Here is a 19,405-nt window from a genome sequence, read left to right as displayed (position 1 = left end):
AAATAGGGCATCTATTTTTTAAAGGGGAAGCTGTGAAATAGGAAGCGGTGAAAGGGGAAGCTGTGGGGAACCTGATGACTGGCCTGATAAATACCGTTATCAGGCCAGAAAGGGGGTTATTTTATGCGAGCAACAGGTGCTGCTTCGATGACCAGTGTTTCCAATGGTTTTAGCGTGATAATCACCGGTTGACTGTAATCAACAGGCAGGGTGGTATTCGCGCCGTACACCGGTTTGAGGGTGAAGCTCGTTGTTTCGCCGCTCGGAATTTCGAAACTTTTGGTCAAGTCTAAATAGTAGCTTTGCTCTTTATCCAGCGGATTTCGTAAACCCAATATCGCTTTATTTGGGTTCCAAGATGCCCAGCCATACACTTCCAGCGAGGTTGGGTTGCCACCAATCCAATGGGTATCCACCAGCACATCACTATTTTCCCGTGACCATTTAGCGGCATTGGCCAGCGTGTCCCATTTATGACTGTTTAGCAGGGAAGGCGTGATGTAGAGCTCTTGTAGCTGGGTGCCTGTGGCAAAGTAACTCCATACCTGATCGGCAAAATCGCGGTCAGTTTGCACTTTCTCCAGTCCAAAATAGGCGTTTTCTGCGCTGACAATACCGTGATACATCAGTGAATTGATGGGGAATAGCGGGCCTTTACGCACAATCGAGCGGTAGGTTTCAGCATCACGGTAGGTCATCCATTGCTGAGCGGGCGAACCTTTGCCAAACAGGTTGATATCATCGCCCTGACGCCAAATAGAATCCGCGTAGAACAGCCATGACGGGCTGGCATCGGTGCCCGTGGTCAGGTTGATAAACAGGTCTTTATTGACCTCTCGCATGTTTTTAATCAACTCGATAGAGGCGTCGAAGTCAGAAGCGAACTGGCTGCCCGGAATATGCGAGTTGGCGTTACCCATGCCGTCTAGTTTGAAGGAGGTGATGTGTTCGTTTTTGATGAGCTTGATGATCTGCTCATTGAAATTGCGGAAGTAATTGGGGCCGGACAGCGCGAATTTCCCATCAACGGTTTCGAAACCATTTTCTTTCGCGTGCGAGACACGGATATCGCGTGGTTTGTTATACCCGCCCCAAGGTGATAGCCATAAGCCTACCGAGGTATGCAGGCTATCGGCCTTATCTTTTACCACCCCAAATCCTTGGCTAAATGCAGGGCCAAACAGCCATTTGCCGGTGCGGTCATCCCAGCCGTCATCCAGTAAGAAACCGTCCAGTTTTACCCCACGTTTTTTAATCAGCTCGTTAGCGTAGGTATCCATACGGTTGAGCACTTCTTGCTCGGTGTAGGTGGTGAAGAAACCTATATCCATCCAGCTATTGTAGTGAAGGTAGGGATGATAGGGGCGCGCACGCATCTCATTGATAAATTGGTTAAAGCTACGGCGCAACTGATTGCTTTCTTCAAAGGTGCCGAAATAGGTAGTGAAGGTGACAGGTGCATCCGTCGTAATAGGCGTTTTTAACGGCACATTTAAATTGGTTGTTGTTTCATAGGCATAGGTATTGACGATCGGTTTTTCCGGCAGAATAAAGAAGCTGTCAGCAATGATCGGTGAGCTATTGATGGCGCCATCTACGTAAGGGGCTTGGGATTGCCCTTTGGTCGGGAAGAAGGTTATTTTCGCCACATCGCGTGGCTGACCCTTCGCTTGAATCTGGTAGTCGATACTGGCGTATTTCCCTTTTAATACGTTGAGCACCACGACGACATCAAAGTCTTTATGTTCGTAATTGATATGAATGGCATCGCCTTTCTGACTGACATTCTTAATTTTGAAGTCGGCGGCGTGAATCACCTCTTCGTTAGGCAATGTCAGAAAGAACAGTTCCACCGGGGCAAGTTTATGGTTTGAAATCTTATCTTGTATCACGACAGCGGAGTTTGCATCGTTAAAAGAGAGGGCGATCTTATCGTTATTCAGCAGGTATTCGGAGGCAAGGGCGCCATGGCTCACCAGCAACAAGAGCAGTGAGCTCTTTATCATTATTTTCATACGATGTCCTTGTATTTGTAGGTACAGAAAAGCTATGAATATTTTTATTAGATGTAGCAGATAGTGACGCAAACTCAGGGTGTTACCCGACGGATGAGCCGGGTAACTTTTTCAGGGTGTAACATTTAAAGCGAGGTTTCAGTTTCAGGGATTAATTTATTCGCCGAGCCACAGACGGTGATTTTACTGCGTACCACTTCTTTCATGGCGTCCATGCCGACGCGCATGTAAAAACGAGGATCATTGCCTTCGGGGTTATCACCAAACCATTTTTTGACCGCCGCCGCGAAAGCGATTTTTAGCTCGGTGGCGACATTGACTTTGCATACCCCCAGCTCAATCGCACGTCTGACATACTCATCAGGTACATCGCTGGCACCGTGCAGAACCAGCGGAATATCGACCACTTCGTTGATTTCTGCCAAACGCTTAAAATCAATTTTGGGGCGTTTGGTGTATAACCCGTGGGCCGTGCCGATAGCAACAGCAAGGCTATCGACCCCCGTGAGTTCGACAAAGCGCCGTGCTTCTTGTGGATCGGTGAGAAATGCACTCTCTTCATCGACTTCCATATCGTCTTCCACGCCCCCCAAACGCCCTAACTCTGCTTCCACGCTGCAATCGTGGCGATGGCAAAAATCAACCACGGTTTTGACTAAGCGCACGTTCTCGGCAAAGGGGAAATGGCTGCCATCAATCATCGCACTACGGACACCGGCATTGACCTTGCGGCTGATATCTTCCAGTGATTCATGGTGATCAAGATGCAGCGCAAGCGGCATACCATAGCTTTCAGAGTAGGCTTTACACAGTGCGTAGATCTCTTCAAAGGCAATGTGTTTAAAGGTACCCGGTGTGCCCGCAAGGATAACCGGTGACTGCATCTCTTTGCAGACTTCAAGAATAGCCTGAATGGTTTCCGCATTATGGATGTTAAAAGCGGGAACGGCGTAACCTCGAGCCTGCGCGTCTTGCAACAGATATTTAGTCGAAATGATGCTCATGATGTGATCCTCTCAGCCTTTCCAAGGGTGAATAACGACACCTTTCACGACACGGTTTACTGTGCCGCTGGCGGAAGGCGTGTCAGGGGTGATGCCTGCTTTGATGGATTCGTTGAGGGCGAAAATTTGGGTGTACATCAGGAAGCAGAAGGCCTGTTCGACATCGATAAATTCTCGGGCGGCGGGGAGCAAGATGTGCGGCCCAGCAGTGATTTCAGGACTCGGCTCGGCTGAAATGGCTACCACGCGCATCGCTTGTTGGTCGCGGCGTAGTTCGCCGAGCAAGTCGAGGTCATATTGGCGGGTGTAAGGGTGGCTTGAGACAAAGACCACAACCAATGTTTCCGCATTGACCAATGATTTTGGTCCGTGGCGGAAACCGGTCGGAGAGTCATAAAACGCCGCCAGTTTACCGGCGGTCAGTTCGAGCACTTTCAGCGCCGATTCACGCGCCACACCCTGTAACCCACCACTGCCGAGGTAAACGATCCGTTTGAAAGGCAGATCACCAAACGCAGACTGACGGAAGTCATCCTGTGAAGCGATTATCTGCTGGCAGCGTGTTGCCACATCGCCGAAACGCGTGCTGTTAATGATGTCGGGGGCAAATACGCTCAGGCAGCTAGCCATCATGGTACTGATACTGCTGGTCATGGCGAAACCACGGTCATGGGTTTCGGCTGGCATGAGCAGGGCAAGTGAGTTATCACTTCTCAGGGCACTTTGGTACAAACTGCCTGCTTCATTACAGGTGATGACCAGATGGTGGCATTGGCTCACGAGTTGGTCGGCTAAGTTAACCGCCGCGACGCTTTCGGGACTATTGCCGGAGCGTGCAAAGGAGACGAGCAACGTCGGTCTATGGGTAGACAAATAGTCGACTGGATTGGTCACGAGGTCTGTTGTCGGCACCGCGACAAAGTTTTTGCCACTATGGCGTGACAGCCACGGCGCAATAATATCGCCGATAAAGGCTGAGGTTCCCGCGCCGGTCAGGACAATCTGTAGATCCGGTTTTTGTAGGAGTGGCGCAAGAAAAGTGTCGATATCACTACGCTGGCTTTCGATGTTTTTTAACGACAGGTTCCAGCATGCAGGTTGCTGACGGATCTCTTTTTCAGTCCAGGTTGTTGTGCCACAGGTACTGGCAGATAGGGTTTCGCTCATAACTCAGTCCTTAGTAGTGCCTATTCAATGGATCAGTGCCAAGTCGAACATGACAGTCTTTCGTTTCATTTCACTTCATCGACTTTATGCTTAAATGAAAATCTATAGAAAAGAAAACGAAAGGTCAACATAAGAAAAGAAATAAAACGAAAAACGTGATCTGAAATAGGGTGGGTTATTATTAATGCATTGTTTTATATCGATATATTGTGATTTTGGGTAAAGTGTCGAGAAAAGAAAGAAAGGAAAGGAAAGGTTTGTGGCGGATGTGGCCACAAACCAAAGTGATATGTAATGAAAGGGCTACAAGGAAAGTTGCTGACCATCAATCCAAATAGTTTGTAGCTTGAGCTGTGAATCAAGGGCAATAAGGTTGGCTCGTTTACCTACCGACAATGAGCCGTAGGTTTGATCAACCCCCAACATTTTTGCGGGATGTAGGGAGGCCATATGAATGGCATCTTCAGCAGGCACACCGACGTCATTGACCAAATTACGCACCGCGCTATCCAACGAAAGTGTACTGCCCGCCAGCCCGCCGGAAGCGGTACGGACCACACCCTGCTGCATGGTTACCCTGTGGCCACAAATTGAATAGTCACCATCAGGCATCCCCGTTGCGCTCATCGCGTCGGTTATCAGCAATATTCGCGGCTTGGCGCAGGCACAGCTAAGACGCATGACAGCAGGGTGAACATGGTGACCATCTGCTATCAACTCAAGCCAGGCGCGCGGGTCGGTCAATCCCGCCCCCACCATACCGGGGTCGCGGTGATGCAGGCCCGTCATGCCGTTGAAACAGTGCACCAGCCCATCCGCTCCGGCATCAAACGCGCGAACCGTTTCGTCATAACTCGCCGCACTGTGGCCGAGCATGACTTTAATGCCACGGTTTTTGAGATGCTTAATCGCCGCTATGGCACTCGGTTTTTCAGGTGCCAGTGCTACGACACGTAACGTGTTCTGGGACACATCAATCAACCGATTAAGCTCGGCAATATCGAGCTCACGGAACAACTCCGGTGAATGCGCTCCTTTGTTTTGTGGCGTGAAATAGGGGCCTTCAAGGTAGCTGCCCAGAACAGTCGCCCCTGGCCCCCCTTGCTGGTGGCGCTGCGCAATGCGTTTTAACGCGCCCTCGACGTCGATAAGGGGGGCGGTGACGGTGGTCGGCAACCAAGCGCCGACCCCCTCATGGGCTTTATGCCATGCCAGCTTATCCAGTACCTCTGGCGCGTCATCCATGACATCGACACCTTTACCGCCGTGGACATGAACATCGATGTAAGCAGGACAGAGCAGCTCTACGTCACGCAGACTCACACCTGACGGGATGGGTTCGATGGCAACGATAGTGCTGCCTTCAAGCCGCAACTGATGATCGTCAAGCCAGCCCTGTTCAGTGAGCAGCCGCCTTGCTCGCAGCAGCGCTGTCATATCCCTTCCTCAACCGGTACGGCCTCGCGATATCGGCCCATTTCGTCAACCAAACTGGTTAAGCCTCGGTGACCACACTCGAGCGCCTGAAGGCGGAACTCCTTACTACTGAGACCATCGCGCTCCAGCACCATCTCCAGTAGGAGCTGTAAATTTACGCCAGTAATGACTTCACGTTCTGGTTTTAGCAGGGCCAGTGTTGAGGCCACGCGGAAGGGGGTTCCCCCCAGCAAGTCGGTTAAGAAAATCAGCCCTTCTTTTTCGTCTAGACTCGCAATGGCCTCTTCAAACTGCGCCGTCAGTAATGCGGTGGAAGAACTTTCGGGGAAATCGATAGCGATCACTTGGGGTTGATCGCCAAGTATCTGCTTCATCGCCTTTTCAAGCCCGCTGGCAAACCCACCGTGACCGCTGAGAATAATGCTTAACATAGTGCTCCTCGCTTACAAAAAGTGGCCAAATTTCCCAACAATCCCTAATACCACCGTCAGCCCGATGAGTTTCAACGGGCTCCAGCCGCGGCGGACTAACGCGTACATGATAAGGGTGTAGACCAGCGGTAGAAAAGCAGGCATCAGTTTGTCGATAACGTCGGCTTGCAGTTTCACCACGGCGTCGCCTGCGGTAATTTCGAGCGTCGTGGATAAGCGAACGTAGGTGGCGACAAGTGCGCCAATCACAGTCATCCCAACGATAGACGCTGCACGGCCCACCTTCAGTGTATTGGCTTTGATGAGTGGGATCGCGGCAACGCCCATGCGATAGGCATAGTGAGCTAACCCGAAACGCAAACCAAGATGGACGACGTTAAACATCACCAGAAACACAATTGCGCCGAGGATGGAACCTTGCAAGGCCAGACTGGCACCAATACCGCCACAAATGGGGAGTAAGGTCAGCCAAAACATGGCATCGCCAATCCCGCCAAGCGGGGCACCCACGGCAATCTTGGTGCTTTGAATACTGTTCACATCCTGCTTTGAACGTTCCATCGCCAATATAATGCCAATAACGAAGGTCACGAGGAAAGGATGGGTATTGAAGAATCCCATATGGCCTTTCATGGCCCGCGCTAAGTCATTCTTATTGGTGTGGATCTTCTTCAGCGCCGGCAATAAGCCATATAGCCAACCGGAAGCCTGCATACGCTCATAGTTAAATGAGGCTTGCAGCAGCATGGAACGCCATGCCACACGGTTGATATCTTTCTTCGTCAGCTCCGCACCGATAGTTTGGTCTTCATAGATATTGTCGTTGCCATCAATGACCGACTTTTCAGTGATGCTGGCGTCGGGCAAAACTTGAGTATTAGATACCATCTTCGAATTCCTCTTTCTGAGTGCTGGAAGTCTGTTGTGGAGTGGAGTCTTTACGCATGAAATCGATGAGCGCCATCGCCAACGCCGCGGCAGCAATAGCCAATACCGGGAGTTTTAGCCAAGCAGCGGCGACAAAACCGAGAATAAAATAGGGGATATAGACATTTTTCATCATGATTTTCAGCAACACGGCAAAACCGATTGCTGGCATGATGCCACCTGCGACACCTAGGCCGTCAATGAGCCGAGCGGGCAGCACATCGATGACTGTTTTGGCATGATCTGCCCCAAAATAGATGGGCAAAAATGCACAGAGAAAATAGAAGGTACCGAGTGCTAATAACGCCAGATAGTTAACGCGTTCAATGCCCGCGGTATCGGCGTTCGCTGCCATTCGGTCGCAACGGGCCATGACACCAGACATGATAGAGAATAGGAATGTGATACCCATTTGCACGGCAACCGCGAATGGCACGGCAACCCCGACGGCGACTTCTGGTTTAACACCGGCCGTAATCGCAAAGGCGGTGCCGACAATGGTACCGATAATCACGTTTGGCGGTTGAGCGCCTGCCAGCGGTGCAAGCCCCATCCAGACCAGCTCAAGAGTACCACCGGTGAGGATGCCCATATGAAGGTCGCCAAGGATCAGACCAACCAACGGCCCGAGTACCACTGGGCGGTGCATATGCGTGAGGCCATTGAACATATCCAAGCCAGCAATAAAGGCCAGAATCCCTAACGCGAATGCCTGTAATAAGCTAATTTCCATAGAAAATACCTCAGAGGAGTTTGTAGAGATCCTGAGCGGGCTCTGTCGGCACGCCCTGAATAAAACATTCCACCCCTGCTTTTCTCAGGCCATAGAAAGCGGCAATATCCTGATCATCGACAGAGACGGTTTTCGCAATTTGTTGTTTACCTTCGACATAGTGCATGTTGCCGACATTAATTCGGGTCACTGGCACATCACCGTTCACCAGCGTGAGAAAGTCTTCGGGACTTTTACAAACCAGCAAAATTTTCTGCCGATCAGTGGCACGATGAATATTGTCGATGACTTTTTGCAGTGGCCAGAAGCGCACGGCAATACCTTCAGCTAGCACCATTTCCATCAAGTTTTGCTGAACTTGATCTTCAGCCACTTCATCATTGGCAACCAAAACCAGGTTCGCGCCAGCAAACCCCACCCATTGAACGCCAACCTGGCCATGAATGAGGCGTTCATCAATACGACTTAAGACAATGTTTGGCATGCTTTTTTTTCCTTATTATCATTGTGTTAATGGGACGGCGACGTTCCCATGCAGGCCGCATGGTACTGGCGCAATACATCCTGAATATGGTCAATAATCAGTTCGTGCGGTGTGGCCTCAAGCCGTCCTGCACGGACCTCGGTGTACTGAAGAGGCAGATACTGGCTGATCAACGGCAGTGGGATCGGTTGGTCCGCTAAGTTACTCATTAATCGGGAATAAGCCTCGTTAATCTTGTCATTAGGCCAGTAGTAACGAATGCGGTCAGAATAGCTGTAGCTACGTGCCAGACGGCAGGCATCGTTATTACCGTGATAATGATGTTTCCAATGCTCCGGATGTTCCAGCATGACGGTTTCCAGTACATCCCGTAGCCCAGAACACAGGTATGGAGGGTGTAATTCCTGCTCGATAGCCGCCAGAGAGAAAAGTGCTTCACGTAATGCGAAAGTGAGCGCGGGGCCGACTTTCAAAATGGCAAAGTGATTCTGAACTAACTGTTGCAGGGCGAGCGGAGTTTGGTAATCGGTGGAGTGAGCTTCAAACACCATGGTGTCAAACTCTTCGATAGTGTGGCTGAGAGCAAGAGATTTCTCAGGCTGATAATCAATAACATGAGTATGATCGAATTCTACGCCTGGTTGGACGACGAGCCCGATAATCCGTGGCCACAAATCGTGCAGACCTTGTTGCTCAAAAGCGTGGCGGTGAGCCTCCAGTGTCGCTTTTGCCGCCCGCGGTGAGGTGACCTCAAGTGTGAGGAGCGTTTCATGCGCGCCACCAGGAACGGGGACTTCTGTGCCGATAACATAAACCAGATCGGATGACCCTTGCTTATCCTTGCGAGTCTGTTCGGCAATTAAGGCTAACCTTGCTGCTCTTGCGGCGACGATTTCATCGGTTAAGGGCACCGGATCATCGGCACAGGACATGCTGCAATCGAGGTGGATTTTCTTAAATCCAGCGGCAACATAATGGCGAATGAGTTCTTCTGCCTGAGACATTGCTTCAGCCGCCGGGGCATTCTGCCAGCGGTTTGGCCCCAAATGATCGCCGCCTAATACCAACTGATGACGAGGAAGGTGATGTTGATCGGCCATTTGCTCAGCAAATTCACGAAAATCGGCTGGGGTCATACCGGTATAGCCGCCATACTGATCTACCTGATTAGAGGTCGCCTCTACTAATAAGATAGATTGCGTGTCACGGGCGTGGCGCATTGCTGCTTCCAGCACCATCGGATGAGCAGAACAGACGGCAAAAATGCCACATCGGTTATCGTGCTTATGGTCAGCCACAAACTCGGTTAAATGTTTCACTTTCCTCTCCGTATTGGGTTTAGGTCACTTCTGTCTTTCGGTTCGTTTCACTTGATACTGCTTTATGGATCGATAAAAACAAAACGAAAGGTATCGGAAATGGGATCTGTTTCGCAAAAGAAACATAATGAAAGGGTGATTTACGGTTAAGACGCGTTATTTGGCCTGAGGTAAAGACTTGCTTTCCGGCAAAAGAAAGGCGTTAATAGCTGAAGTGAAATGAAACGAAAGGCTTTTGGAAAGGATCTCATATGAGTAATACCGATTCGGCAATGGATAAGCGTATCACCGGCACCAGTGAAAGACGTGAACAGATCATTCAGCGTCTTCGTCAGCAAGGAAGTGTTCAGGTTAATGATTTATCGTCATTTTTTGGTGTTTCTACGGTGACGATCCGTAACGATTTGGCCTTTCTGGAAAAGCAGGGTGTCGCGGTGCGTGCTTACGGCGGTGCGCTAGTCTGTGATGCTGGTGGGGCTGGAATTGAACCGACGGTTGAAGATAAAAGCGCTCTGAATACGCCTTTAAAACGAGGCATCGCGCGCGTGGCTGCAAACCTGATCAAACCAGGTCATCGCGTTATTCTGGACTCCGGTACCACGACCTATGAAATTGCGCGCCATATGCGTCATCACAAGGACGTCATTGCCATGACAAACGGCATGAATGTCGCGAATGCCTTGCTTGAGGCAGAAGGGGTAGAGCTGTTGATGACGGGGGGGCACTTGCGCCGCCAATCCCTTTCTTTCTATGGCGATCAGGCTGACCAATCCCTGCAAAATTACCACTTCGATATGCTTTTCCTCGGGGTCGATGCTGTCGATCTGGAGCGGGGTGTGAGTACCCATAATGAAGATGAAGCGCGATTAAACCGTCGCATGTGTGAAGTGGCGGAGCGCATCATTGTGGTCACTGATTCCAGTAAATTTAACCGCTCCAGTCTGCATAAAATTATTGATACTCAGCGCATCCATATGGTGATTACCGATAAGGGCATCCCTGAAGAGAGTTTGAATGGTTTGCGTAAAGGTGGGATTGAAGTGATCCTCGTTGGGGAATAAACCCACTCCTCTCTAGCCAAGACGTCTCACCGAGTCAGAGTTGCAGCCTGCTAGATGCCGGCTGCAATAGGCTTAAATCTTAACAATAACGAGGATATTTGCCGCAAAGCACCGGCGTTGAATGCCTCGCTTATTTGAATATCGCATCACCGCTAGGTGAAATAACGTGACCAAGTCGTAGCACGTCGAAAGACAGATATTCAATCATGATGGTGACATATTGATTTCGATACACCCCATATAATCACTTTTAGACATTAATTATTTATCATAAATATTAATGTGAATATGATAATGACAGCCATTATGTAGCCTAAAAGTATATTGGCAAAGTCTAAAGGGGAATAATCTCTGAAACGAAAAAAGATAATCATTAATATAGGTAAACAATGCAAGACACTGATTTGTGTAACTTGATGACATTTTTTTGACACTTTCTCTTAACATGATTCAATGGCGTGAATATTCAATAGTGCTTTTTATTTTTAAGAAATTAATATGTTATTGTCGTACATTTATAGCCTACACTTAATCACTCATTAGCGAGCAATACTATTATAGTGCCGAGCATAATAATGCGTTAATCGTGAACAGAATCGCTTAATTCTGACCAATATGAGGTGACATGTGTTTCAACCAACGTCTTATCCCCATGCCGTAACGAATGAATTAACATCATACTGGGCTAAACGTGCTGAAGGTTACAATCAGGTCAGCAATGACGAATTACAGAGCAACAAACAACAAATTTGGCTTAATTTTATTCTCGGGCTAGCGCCGCAAAAAGAAACCTTAAAAGTGCTGGATATTGGTTGTGGGCCTGGATTCTTTGCCGTCACCTTAGCCATGGCGAAACATCAAGTCACCGCAGTGGATGCCACACCTGCCATGTTGGAGCAAGCCAGAAATAACGCCCTACTGCACCACGTGGATATCGAATTTGTTGAATCTGATGTGCATCAACTGCCTTTTGCCGACAATCAATTTGATCTTATTGTCACCCGTAATGTCACTTGGAATCTGGCCAACCCCGCAAAAGCGTATCAAGAATGGTATCGGGTATTAGCCAATGAAGGGCGGTTACTGAATTTTGATGCTAACTGGTATTTGCGTTTGTACGAACCGCAACGCGTGGCGGGTTATGAGCAGGATCGGCTTAATGTTCAGAAAGCGGGAGTCGAAGACCAATATTTACACACTGATACTGTGACGATGGAAAATATTGCTCGGCAGCTACCTTTGAGCCGAGAGTTACGCCCTCACTGGGACTTTGCGGTGCTGGTGGATTGTGGTTTCCGCCGGATACACATTGATCTTTCTGCGGCAGAGGCATTGTGGGATGACACCGAAAAACTGAATAATGCTTCCACCCCGATGTTTCTTATCGCAGCAGAAAAATAACGACATTATTCATTTACCCCACTGTATTGGAGTCATTTAATGCGCTTAACTTTCGCTCCTCTGCTATTTCTGTTTGTGTCTGTTTGTGGGCTTTTTCCCTTAGGGGCATTAGCACAAAACAGCTCCCAATTGAACTATGCCAGCACCAAAGATATCCGTGACATTAACCCTCACCTCTACTCGGGGGAAATGGCTGCACAAAATATGGTGTTTGAATCACTGGTCATTAATACCGATGAAGGCGTAAAGCCTTTCCTCGCACAAAGTTGGACGATCTCTGATGATGGGAAAACCTATACTTTTCAGCTACGCAAGGATGTCAGTTTTAGTGATGGCGAAAAATTCAATGCCGATGCTGCCAAAAAGAATATCGATGCTGTACTGGCTAACTACCAACGGCACGCATGGCTAGAATTAGTCCGTCAGGTAGATAAAGTGAATGTCACGGGTGAATATGAGCTGCAGCTAATCTTGAAAGAACCCTATTACCCGACGTTAGTCGAGCTGGGGTTAACACGTCCTTTCCGCTTTATTTCGCCAAAAGATTTTATTAATGGGCAAACCCGTGAGGGTGTGAGTGCTTATTCGGGGACGGGGCCGTGGGTATTACAGCAACATAACAAGAATCAATACGCGATATTTGTGGCCAATGATCACTACTGGGGACAGCGCCCGAAAATTGACCGAGTACAGTGGCAGGTCATCCCTGATCGTCAGAGTATGTTGATGGCGTTACAAAAAGGGGATGTGCAGCTTATCTTTGGTGCTGATGGCGATATGCTGGACATGGATACGTTTGAGGCACTGCATAATACCGGCAAATTTACCGCTGTAATGAGCCCGCCGATTGCTTCGCGTGCGCTAGTGCTCAATAGCAGCAAAGCAATCACCGGTGAGCGAGCCGTCCGACAGGCACTGCAATATGCCGTCGATAAAAAAGCCATTGCAGAAGGTGTGATGGATGGAACGGAAACGGTCGCCGATACGTTGATGTCACGGCATGTCCCTTATGCTGATATTGACCTGCCGGTTTACCATTTTGATCCCGCAAAAGCCTCGGCGCTGTTAGAACAGGCGGGCTGGGTATTACCCCAAGGGCAAACTTTCCGCAGTAAAGCAGGCAAACCTTTACAACTGATGCTGTCTTACAACAGTAATAACGCGGCGGAGCGTGAAATTGCTGAAGTTATTCAAGAAGATTTCAAACAGGTCGGCGTTGATTTAAAGATTGTCGGTGAGGAGAAACAGTCATTTTTGGACCGCCAAAAATCAGGTGATTTTGATATTCAATATTCATTATCTTGGGGCACCCCGTATGATCCTCAATCCTATGTTTCGTCCTTCCGTATTCCCGCCCATGCTGATTATCAGGGGCAAAAGGGGCTTGCCAGCAAACCCAAAATAGACCAAATGATTGGCGAACTTTTGGTCTCTCCAGATGAAAAACAGCGTCAGGCTTTATATCAACAATTGTTCACCTTATTGGCTGAGGAAGGCGTTTATATTCCGCTGACCTATTCACGCACCAAAGCGATTTATAGTAATCAGCTTCGCGGGGTGAGTTTTAACCCCTCCCAATATGAAATCCCGTTTGAAGAAATGTATTTCGAGCCAAAACCATAATTGCTATAGAGAGAGAGTTGATAGGGTAAATAGGGTAATAGAGTGATGAGAGTTTCACCCTATTACCCTGGGATTATCAATAACGGGAGAGGAAATGCGCCACTATTTGATCCGACGATTGTTGCTGATGATCCCACTGGTGTTAATGATCTCTTTCGTGGCATTTGCCTTAATGAGCTTGTCGCCGTCAAATCCCGCTGAAGTTGCACTGCGAGTGAATGAGATTGTCCCCACGGATGAAGCTATCGCCGCCATGCAGCACGAGTTAGGGTTGGATAAGTCTTTTCTGAGCCAATATTTCTCTTGGCTAGGACGCAGTCTACAACTTGATTTGGGCACTTCGTTTATCACTCGCAAGCCTGTACTGCATGAGTTTCTATTGGCTTTACCTGCAACGTTGAAGCTCGCATCCTATTCACTGGGTATCATCATGCTGCTATCACTCTCATTGGGGATGATGAGTGCGTTACTGGCTGGAACGCGGCTTGATAAGGGCGTGCGTGCTATTTTATTCGTGTTGACAGCAGTGCCCAGCTATTGGATGGGATTATTATTAATTTGGCTATTTAGCCTGTATTGGGATCTGTTGCCCGTGGGCGGAATGATGGAAACAACATCCGTTATTTTGCCCGCGTTAACACTCTCGCTGGCATATGTTGGCACTTACATGCGGTTAATTCGCAGCAGTGTGCTGACTAACCTACAACAAAATTATGTTCGCTATGCTCGCATGAGGGGACTGAGTGAACGGCGTATTATCGGCAAGCATGTTCTGGTTAACTCATTACATTCAACACTCATCGCGTTGGGCATGAGTATTCCTAAGTTAATTGCTGGCACCATTGTGGTTGAGAATATATTCGCTTGGCCAGGGATAGGGCGCTTATGTGTCTCGGCGATATTTAACCGTGACTATCCTCTCATCCAAGCTTATATCCTGTTAATGGCTCTGCTATTTGTCACATTCAATTTTGTGGTTGATATCATTCAGGTGTGGATCGATCCTCGTATCGGTTTTGGGGCTCACCGATGATGCGTATGCTGTGGCAACGCTTGCGGGCCGATCCTATGGCCTTTTGCTGCTTAACCCTCCTTGTTCTGATCCTATTCGCGGGGATCTTTGCCCCGTGGCTCGCCCCACAAGATCCCACGTTGACGGCGATACGTCACAAATATCAGCCGATGAGCCTGAACCATCTCTTAGGGACAGATAATCTAGGGCGAGACGTGCTCTCGCGTCTGCTTTATGGCATTCGCACCACGGTATTTTTGTCACTGTTTGCCATGTTAGTGACCATTCTTTTTGGCACCGTGGTTGGCCTTATTGCGGGCTACTTTCGCGGCAGGATTGACGAGTGGCTAATGCGCCTTTGTGACATGATGCTGTCGTTCCCCAGTGAGGTGATGATTTTTGCTATCGTGGGCATGTTGGGGCCAGGGATTAACAATATTATTCTGGCGATAGTGGTGATTAAGTGGGCTTGGTATGCGCGCATGATCCGTGGCGTTGTGGTGCAGTACAGTGATAAAAATTATATTCGTTATGCCAAAGTGATCGCCTGTTCTGACCGGCATATTATGCTGAAACATCTTTTACCGGTCACCGCGGCTGAGATAATCGTGCTGGCCACGACGGATATGGGGAGCGTCATTCTCACCATCTCCGCATTATCCTTCTTGGGGCTAGGGGTGCAGCCTCCCACACCAGAGTGGGGAGTGATGCTTAACGAAGCCAAAAACGTCATGTTTAGCCACCCGACATTGATGCTACCCGCAGGGATTGCCGTCGTGACGGTGGTCGCGGCCTTTAACTTTATTGGTGATTTTTTGCGTGACGCGCTAGTGCCCTCGTCACAATCACACTCTTCATCGGTGGATAATTGAATGACATTATTAACGGTCAATCACCTCTGCGTCACCGAACCACACACTGGTAATCGCCTAATTTCTGATGTGTCATTCAATCTGGCTGAGAATGAGTGCTTGGCTATCGTCGGCGAGAGTGGCTGCGGCAAGAGTATGATATGTCATGCCATTCTTGGATTGGTGACCCCGAGTCTCAATGTGCAGGGGGATATTTGCTTTCGAGGGCAATCGCGTCAAGGCATGAAATCCGCTCAGTGGGGCCAATTACGTGGCCGCCAACTGGGAATGGTCATGCAAGATGCGATGAGCGCATTTGATCCCTTGTATACCATTGGGAGCCAGATTGCAGAGACATTGCTCGCGCACGGCCGCTATTCTTCAGCGCAATTGCAAGTCAAAACTCACGCCATGTTGGAGCAGGTACAATTGCGCCATCCCGCTGAAATCTGCAAAAAATATCCGCATCAACTCTCCGGTGGGATGTTGCAACGAGTGATGATTGCCCTCACGTTGGCACTGAAGCCGGATGTGATCATTGCCGACGAACCTACCACGGCATTGGACTGTATTACGCAATATGAAGTGATCGAACTGTTTACCCGCTTGCGCCAACAAACGTCTTCCTCGATGATTTTTGTTTCACATGATCTCGCGGTGGTGCGGCGTATTGCGCAACGCATATTGGTGATGAAAGAAGGGCAAGTGGTTGAATCCGGCTTAACTGAACAGATATTTTGTCACCCCCAACACCCTTATACCCAGTATTTGGTGGAAACACGGACCGCATTGAGTCGGCGGTTTAATCAGATTATGGATAGAAGCAATCATGCTCGTTGAGGTTAAGTCGCTATCAAAAAGTTACCCACTGTCGGACAGCCATTTTTGGTTTAAAAAGCATAGACGGGTGATTGATCAGGTGTCATTTTCCATCATGGAAGGCGAATGCCTCGGTTTAGTGGGGGAAAGTGGCAGCGGTAAAAGTACATTAGGGCGTTTACTGCTGGGCATTGAATCCCCAGACAGTGGCACAGTGAGACTAGCCGGTAAGCCCGTCCGCGCAGCACAAACTCGCCGCAATACCCTCAGCGCTGTATTTCAGGATTACACCTCTTCGATAAACCCGAATATGACCGTGTGGCAAGCTATCACTGAGCCGTTACAGGCACAAAGGTTGCTGACTCCCCCGCAAATCAGCCAGAGAGTCAGTGAGGTGATGCAGCGGGTTGGATTAGCGGAAAAGCTGCGGGTACGCTATCCCCATGAGTTATCAGGCGGCCAAATCCAGCGTTTGTGTATCGCACGCGCGATAGCGACTCAGCCACGTTTTATTGTACTGGATGAAGCGATCAGCTCACTGGATATCCCTTCTCAAGTTCAAATTCTGGAACTACTCCTCGAACTGAAAAAAGAACTTAAGATCACTTACTTTTTTATCACCCACGACATTCAGGCTGCCGCCTATTTATGCGACAGAGTGCTATTTTTCTATCAGGGGCAGGTGGTGGAACAGGCGCTGGTCGATGAGTTACATGCTGTACGCCATGATTATGCGCGTAAATTACTCGCCAGTGTGATGACATTTTAGTCCTTTTTTTATCGGTTAGACGAAATCAACGTTATCACCGCTCTATTCTGCGGTTGAGATTAAAGGGTTAATTGCATTTAATGTTGTCGTCACTAGAATTGTCAGGATTAAATATTGTCATATTATCCATTCGTCATTTTTATTTAATAACTTTCTATTATGTGAATATTAATAACCAAAATGACTATTATATTAAATAGATGTCGGTATTATTATTTTAGCCCAACTATGCTGTCGTATTATCATTTCAATCGAGGCTGTTTTTATACGTTATAATGATGTTTTCACCTCAGTTTTCATCATGCCAAATTGATAATTAAGTCAATAAAAACATGAGGTTATTTGCTTGTTTTTGTCGTGGTAATTTTGTTTCTACCGTTATTCTTAAATTTAGTTAATGTTTATTTGTTGCAAATCAATATTTTTATTATTACGATGTTTTTTGCACGGTATTTTCTATTTTTGTGATTTACATTTTATTATTCTTATTTATTGGTTATCAAAACAGATTGTAAATGACATTGCTGCAGTCATAATTGCGAAAAATTATTTTTATATTTATATCCCTTTAAATATTGGTGAAGGACTTTCTGTGTGTCTCGTTTCAATTATTCTATATTAATAGCTGGCATATTATTGCTTGTGGTAGCTATTCCTTCCGCCAGCTACTGCGCAGAATTACCTGCTGTTCAGCAATTACCCTCAGCTCAACAATTACCTTCTGTTCAACAAGGTATTCACCAACAAGAACGGCAACGTGCTTTGGAAGAACGCCTCTCGCCTTCAGCGCCGGATGTGCGTTTATCCGAACCCACCGCGTCTCTGGGGCGACTGGTTTTTCCCATCGAGAAACCTTGCTTTGCGATTGACCACGTGACACTCACGGGTACCGAGCCATTACCGCGCTGGTTACCGTTGCAACGGCTGGCCAGTCAGGCGCAAGGCCACTGTTTGGGCGCGAAAGGCATTAACCTGCTGATGAGCGAGATGCAGAACCGCCTGATCGACCACGGTTATGTCACCACCCGCGTGCTGGCCCCGCAGCAAGATTTGAACCGTGGCACGCTGGCACTACACGTGGTGCCCGGCAAGATACGCCACGTGGCACTGACACCCGAGAGTGACCGCCATGTCACGCTGTTCACCGCCTTCCCTGCCCGCGCCGGTCACCTGTTGGATCTGCGCGATATCGAGCAGGGGCTGGAAAATCTCCAGCGCATCCCCACGGTGCAAGCCAGTATGGAGTTGATCCCCGGCGATGCCCCCGGTGAGACGGATATCGCCCTGAGCTGGAAGCAGAGCAAAATGTGGCGGTTGGCCGCCTCACTGGATGACTCCGGCACGCGCAGCACCGGCCGTTATCAAGGCGGTGCAACGCTGTTTCTCGATAATCCTTTATCCCTAAGTGACCAGTTTTATGTTTCTGCCGGCGGCTCCATTAAAAATCGGGGCGAGAAAGGCACCAACAACCTGACAGGCCATTACTCTCTGCCGTTCGGTTACTGGACCGCAGGTATTACCGCCAGCAGCTATGACTACCACCAAACGGTAGCGGGCCTCAACGGTGACTATCACTATCGGGGTGAAAGCGACAATGTGACGCTGCAACTCAGCCGTTTACTGCACCGCAACGCCAGCCAGAAAACCACCTTCACCTACGATGTGCTGACCCGCTCATCGAAAAACTACATCAATGATACCGAAGTGGAAGTCCAGCGCCGCCGCACCTCTGCTTGGCGCGTCGGGCTACAACATCGTCACTTTATCGCGCAGTCCACACTGGACGCGGGGATCAGTTATCAGCGCGGCACCCGCTGGTTTGGGGCCGTACCGGCGCAGGAAGAGTATTTCGGCGAAGCCACTGCACTAAGCAAAATTCTGCGACTGAATGCGCAACTGGATGTGCCTTTTGCCCTCGCGACACAGCAATTCCATTACAACCTGCAATACCAACGTCAGAGCACCAACACGCCACTGACCCCGCAGGATCAGTTCGCTATTGGCGGCCGTTGGACGGTGCGCGGCTTCGATGGTGAACGCACCCTCAACGCTGATCGCGGCTGGACAGTGCGCAACGATCTGGGTTGGTACACGCCCCAGCCCGGACATGAGTTATATGTCGGCGTCGATTACGGCGAAGTGGGCGGGCGCAGTGACCCTTATCTGGTGGGCCACCATCTGGCGGGCAGTGTCGTGGGCGTTCGCGGCAAGGTCCTGAACACCCACTATGACCTGTTTGCCGGCAAACCGCTCTCCAAGCCCGAGGGGTTTAAAACTGACTCGGTAACGCTGGGCTTTAGCCTGAACTGGCAATACTGATGCGACTCATAAATAACATAATTTCTGGGATGA

Annotated in this window: 17 protein-coding genes; 8 read left to right on the top strand and 9 right to left on the bottom strand. The window is 49.0% G+C overall.

Features of this window, described 5'->3' with window-relative positions:
• Positions 1 to 116: 116 nt before the first annotated feature.
• From BN68_RS14730 to kbaZ, 9 genes are all read right to left on the bottom strand, one after another.
• A complete protein-coding gene (locus BN68_RS14730) occupies positions 117 to 2,015 on the bottom strand; it encodes an alpha-amylase family protein (protein ID WP_019211932.1) in 1,899 nt (632 codons plus the stop codon).
• A gap of 125 nt (positions 2,016 to 2,140) precedes the next feature.
• Positions 2,141 to 3,019, bottom strand: coding sequence for a tagatose-bisphosphate aldolase subunit KbaY (kbaY, locus tag BN68_RS14725; protein ID WP_019211931.1), 879 nt, complete (start codon positions 3,017 to 3,019; stop codon positions 2,141 to 2,143).
• A 12-nt stretch (positions 3,020 to 3,031) separates the two neighbouring features.
• Positions 3,032 to 4,186 (bottom strand): SIS domain-containing protein, encoded by a 1,155-nt coding sequence (locus BN68_RS14720; protein ID WP_019211930.1) that lies wholly within the window; start codon positions 4,184 to 4,186, stop codon positions 3,032 to 3,034.
• Between the two features lie 303 nt (positions 4,187 to 4,489).
• Positions 4,490 to 5,623 carry an N-acetylglucosamine-6-phosphate deacetylase gene (gene nagA / locus BN68_RS14715; RefSeq protein ID WP_019211929.1) on the bottom strand — a complete coding sequence of 378 codons (1,134 nt, stop codon included), beginning with the start codon at positions 5,621 to 5,623 and terminating at the stop codon, positions 4,490 to 4,492.
• On the bottom strand, positions 5,620 to 6,054 hold the full coding sequence (gene agaF / locus BN68_RS14710) for a PTS galactosamine/N-acetylgalactosamine transporter subunit IIA (protein WP_019211928.1): 435 nt from the start codon (positions 6,052 to 6,054) through the stop codon (positions 5,620 to 5,622). Before agaF ends, nagA begins: the two co-directional genes overlap by 4 nt.
• A 12-nt stretch (positions 6,055 to 6,066) precedes the next feature.
• Positions 6,067 to 6,942, bottom strand: a complete 876-nt coding sequence (agaE, locus tag BN68_RS14705) for a PTS N-acetylgalactosamine transporter subunit IID (protein ID WP_019211927.1) — start codon at positions 6,940 to 6,942, stop codon at positions 6,067 to 6,069.
• Positions 6,932 to 7,714, bottom strand: a complete 783-nt coding sequence (gene agaW, locus BN68_RS14700) for a PTS N-acetylgalactosamine transporter subunit IIC (protein WP_019211926.1) — start codon at positions 7,712 to 7,714, stop codon at positions 6,932 to 6,934. Before agaW ends, agaE begins: the two co-directional genes overlap by 11 nt.
• A gap of 10 nt (positions 7,715 to 7,724) precedes the next feature.
• Positions 7,725 to 8,198: a PTS N-acetylgalactosamine transporter subunit IIB gene (gene agaV, locus BN68_RS14695; RefSeq protein WP_019211925.1), complete on the bottom strand. Its 474-nt coding sequence runs from the start codon at positions 8,196 to 8,198 to the stop codon at positions 7,725 to 7,727.
• Positions 8,199 to 8,224: 26 nt separating this feature from the next.
• Positions 8,225 to 9,517 carry a tagatose-bisphosphate aldolase subunit KbaZ gene (gene kbaZ, locus BN68_RS14690; protein ID WP_019211924.1) on the bottom strand — a complete coding sequence of 431 codons (1,293 nt, stop codon included), beginning with the start codon at positions 9,515 to 9,517 and terminating at the stop codon, positions 8,225 to 8,227.
• Positions 9,518 to 9,768: 251 nt separating this feature from the next.
• On the opposite strand from kbaZ, the gene BN68_RS14685 reads away from it, so the two are divergent.
• The 8 genes from BN68_RS14685 (at position 9,769) to BN68_RS14650 (ending at position 19,372) form a co-directional block, all read left to right on the top strand.
• Positions 9,769 to 10,578, top strand: a complete 810-nt coding sequence (locus BN68_RS14685; RefSeq protein ID WP_019211923.1) for a DeoR family transcriptional regulator — start codon at positions 9,769 to 9,771, stop codon at positions 10,576 to 10,578.
• Between the two features lie 627 nt (positions 10,579 to 11,205).
• On the top strand, positions 11,206 to 11,979 hold the full coding sequence (locus BN68_RS14680; protein ID WP_019211922.1) for a class I SAM-dependent methyltransferase: 774 nt from the start codon (positions 11,206 to 11,208) through the stop codon (positions 11,977 to 11,979).
• A gap of 39 nt (positions 11,980 to 12,018) precedes the next feature.
• Positions 12,019 to 13,602: a nickel ABC transporter substrate-binding protein gene (gene nikA, locus BN68_RS14675; protein WP_019211921.1), complete on the top strand. Its 1,584-nt coding sequence runs from the start codon at positions 12,019 to 12,021 to the stop codon at positions 13,600 to 13,602.
• 94 nt (positions 13,603 to 13,696) lie between these two features.
• Positions 13,697 to 14,635, top strand: coding sequence for a nickel/cobalt ABC transporter permease (opp1B, locus tag BN68_RS14670; protein ID WP_019211920.1), 939 nt, complete (start codon positions 13,697 to 13,699; stop codon positions 14,633 to 14,635).
• On the top strand, positions 14,632 to 15,486 hold the full coding sequence (opp1C, locus tag BN68_RS14665; RefSeq protein ID WP_019211919.1) for a nickel/cobalt ABC transporter permease: 855 nt from the start codon (positions 14,632 to 14,634) through the stop codon (positions 15,484 to 15,486). Before opp1B ends, opp1C begins: the two co-directional genes overlap by 4 nt.
• Positions 15,487 to 16,305, top strand: coding sequence for an ABC transporter ATP-binding protein (locus tag BN68_RS14660; RefSeq protein ID WP_019211918.1), 819 nt, complete (start codon positions 15,487 to 15,489; stop codon positions 16,303 to 16,305).
• Positions 16,306 to 16,384: 79 nt separating this feature from the next.
• Entirely contained in the window at positions 16,385 to 17,053 is a 669-nt protein-coding gene (locus BN68_RS14655; RefSeq protein ID WP_231294039.1) for an ABC transporter ATP-binding protein, read from the top strand.
• A 594-nt stretch (positions 17,054 to 17,647) separates the two neighbouring features.
• On the top strand, positions 17,648 to 19,372 hold the full coding sequence (locus tag BN68_RS14650; RefSeq protein ID WP_019211916.1) for a ShlB/FhaC/HecB family hemolysin secretion/activation protein: 1,725 nt from the start codon (positions 17,648 to 17,650) through the stop codon (positions 19,370 to 19,372).
• Positions 19,373 to 19,405: the final 33 nt, after the last annotated feature.

The sequence above is a fragment of the Yersinia massiliensis CCUG 53443 genome (genome assembly GCF_000312485.1).
GTDB lineage: Bacteria > Pseudomonadota > Gammaproteobacteria > Enterobacterales > Enterobacteriaceae > Yersinia > Yersinia massiliensis.
The sequence above is the reverse complement of the archived record's forward strand: the minus strand, read 5'-3'. Positions and strand labels throughout refer to the sequence as shown.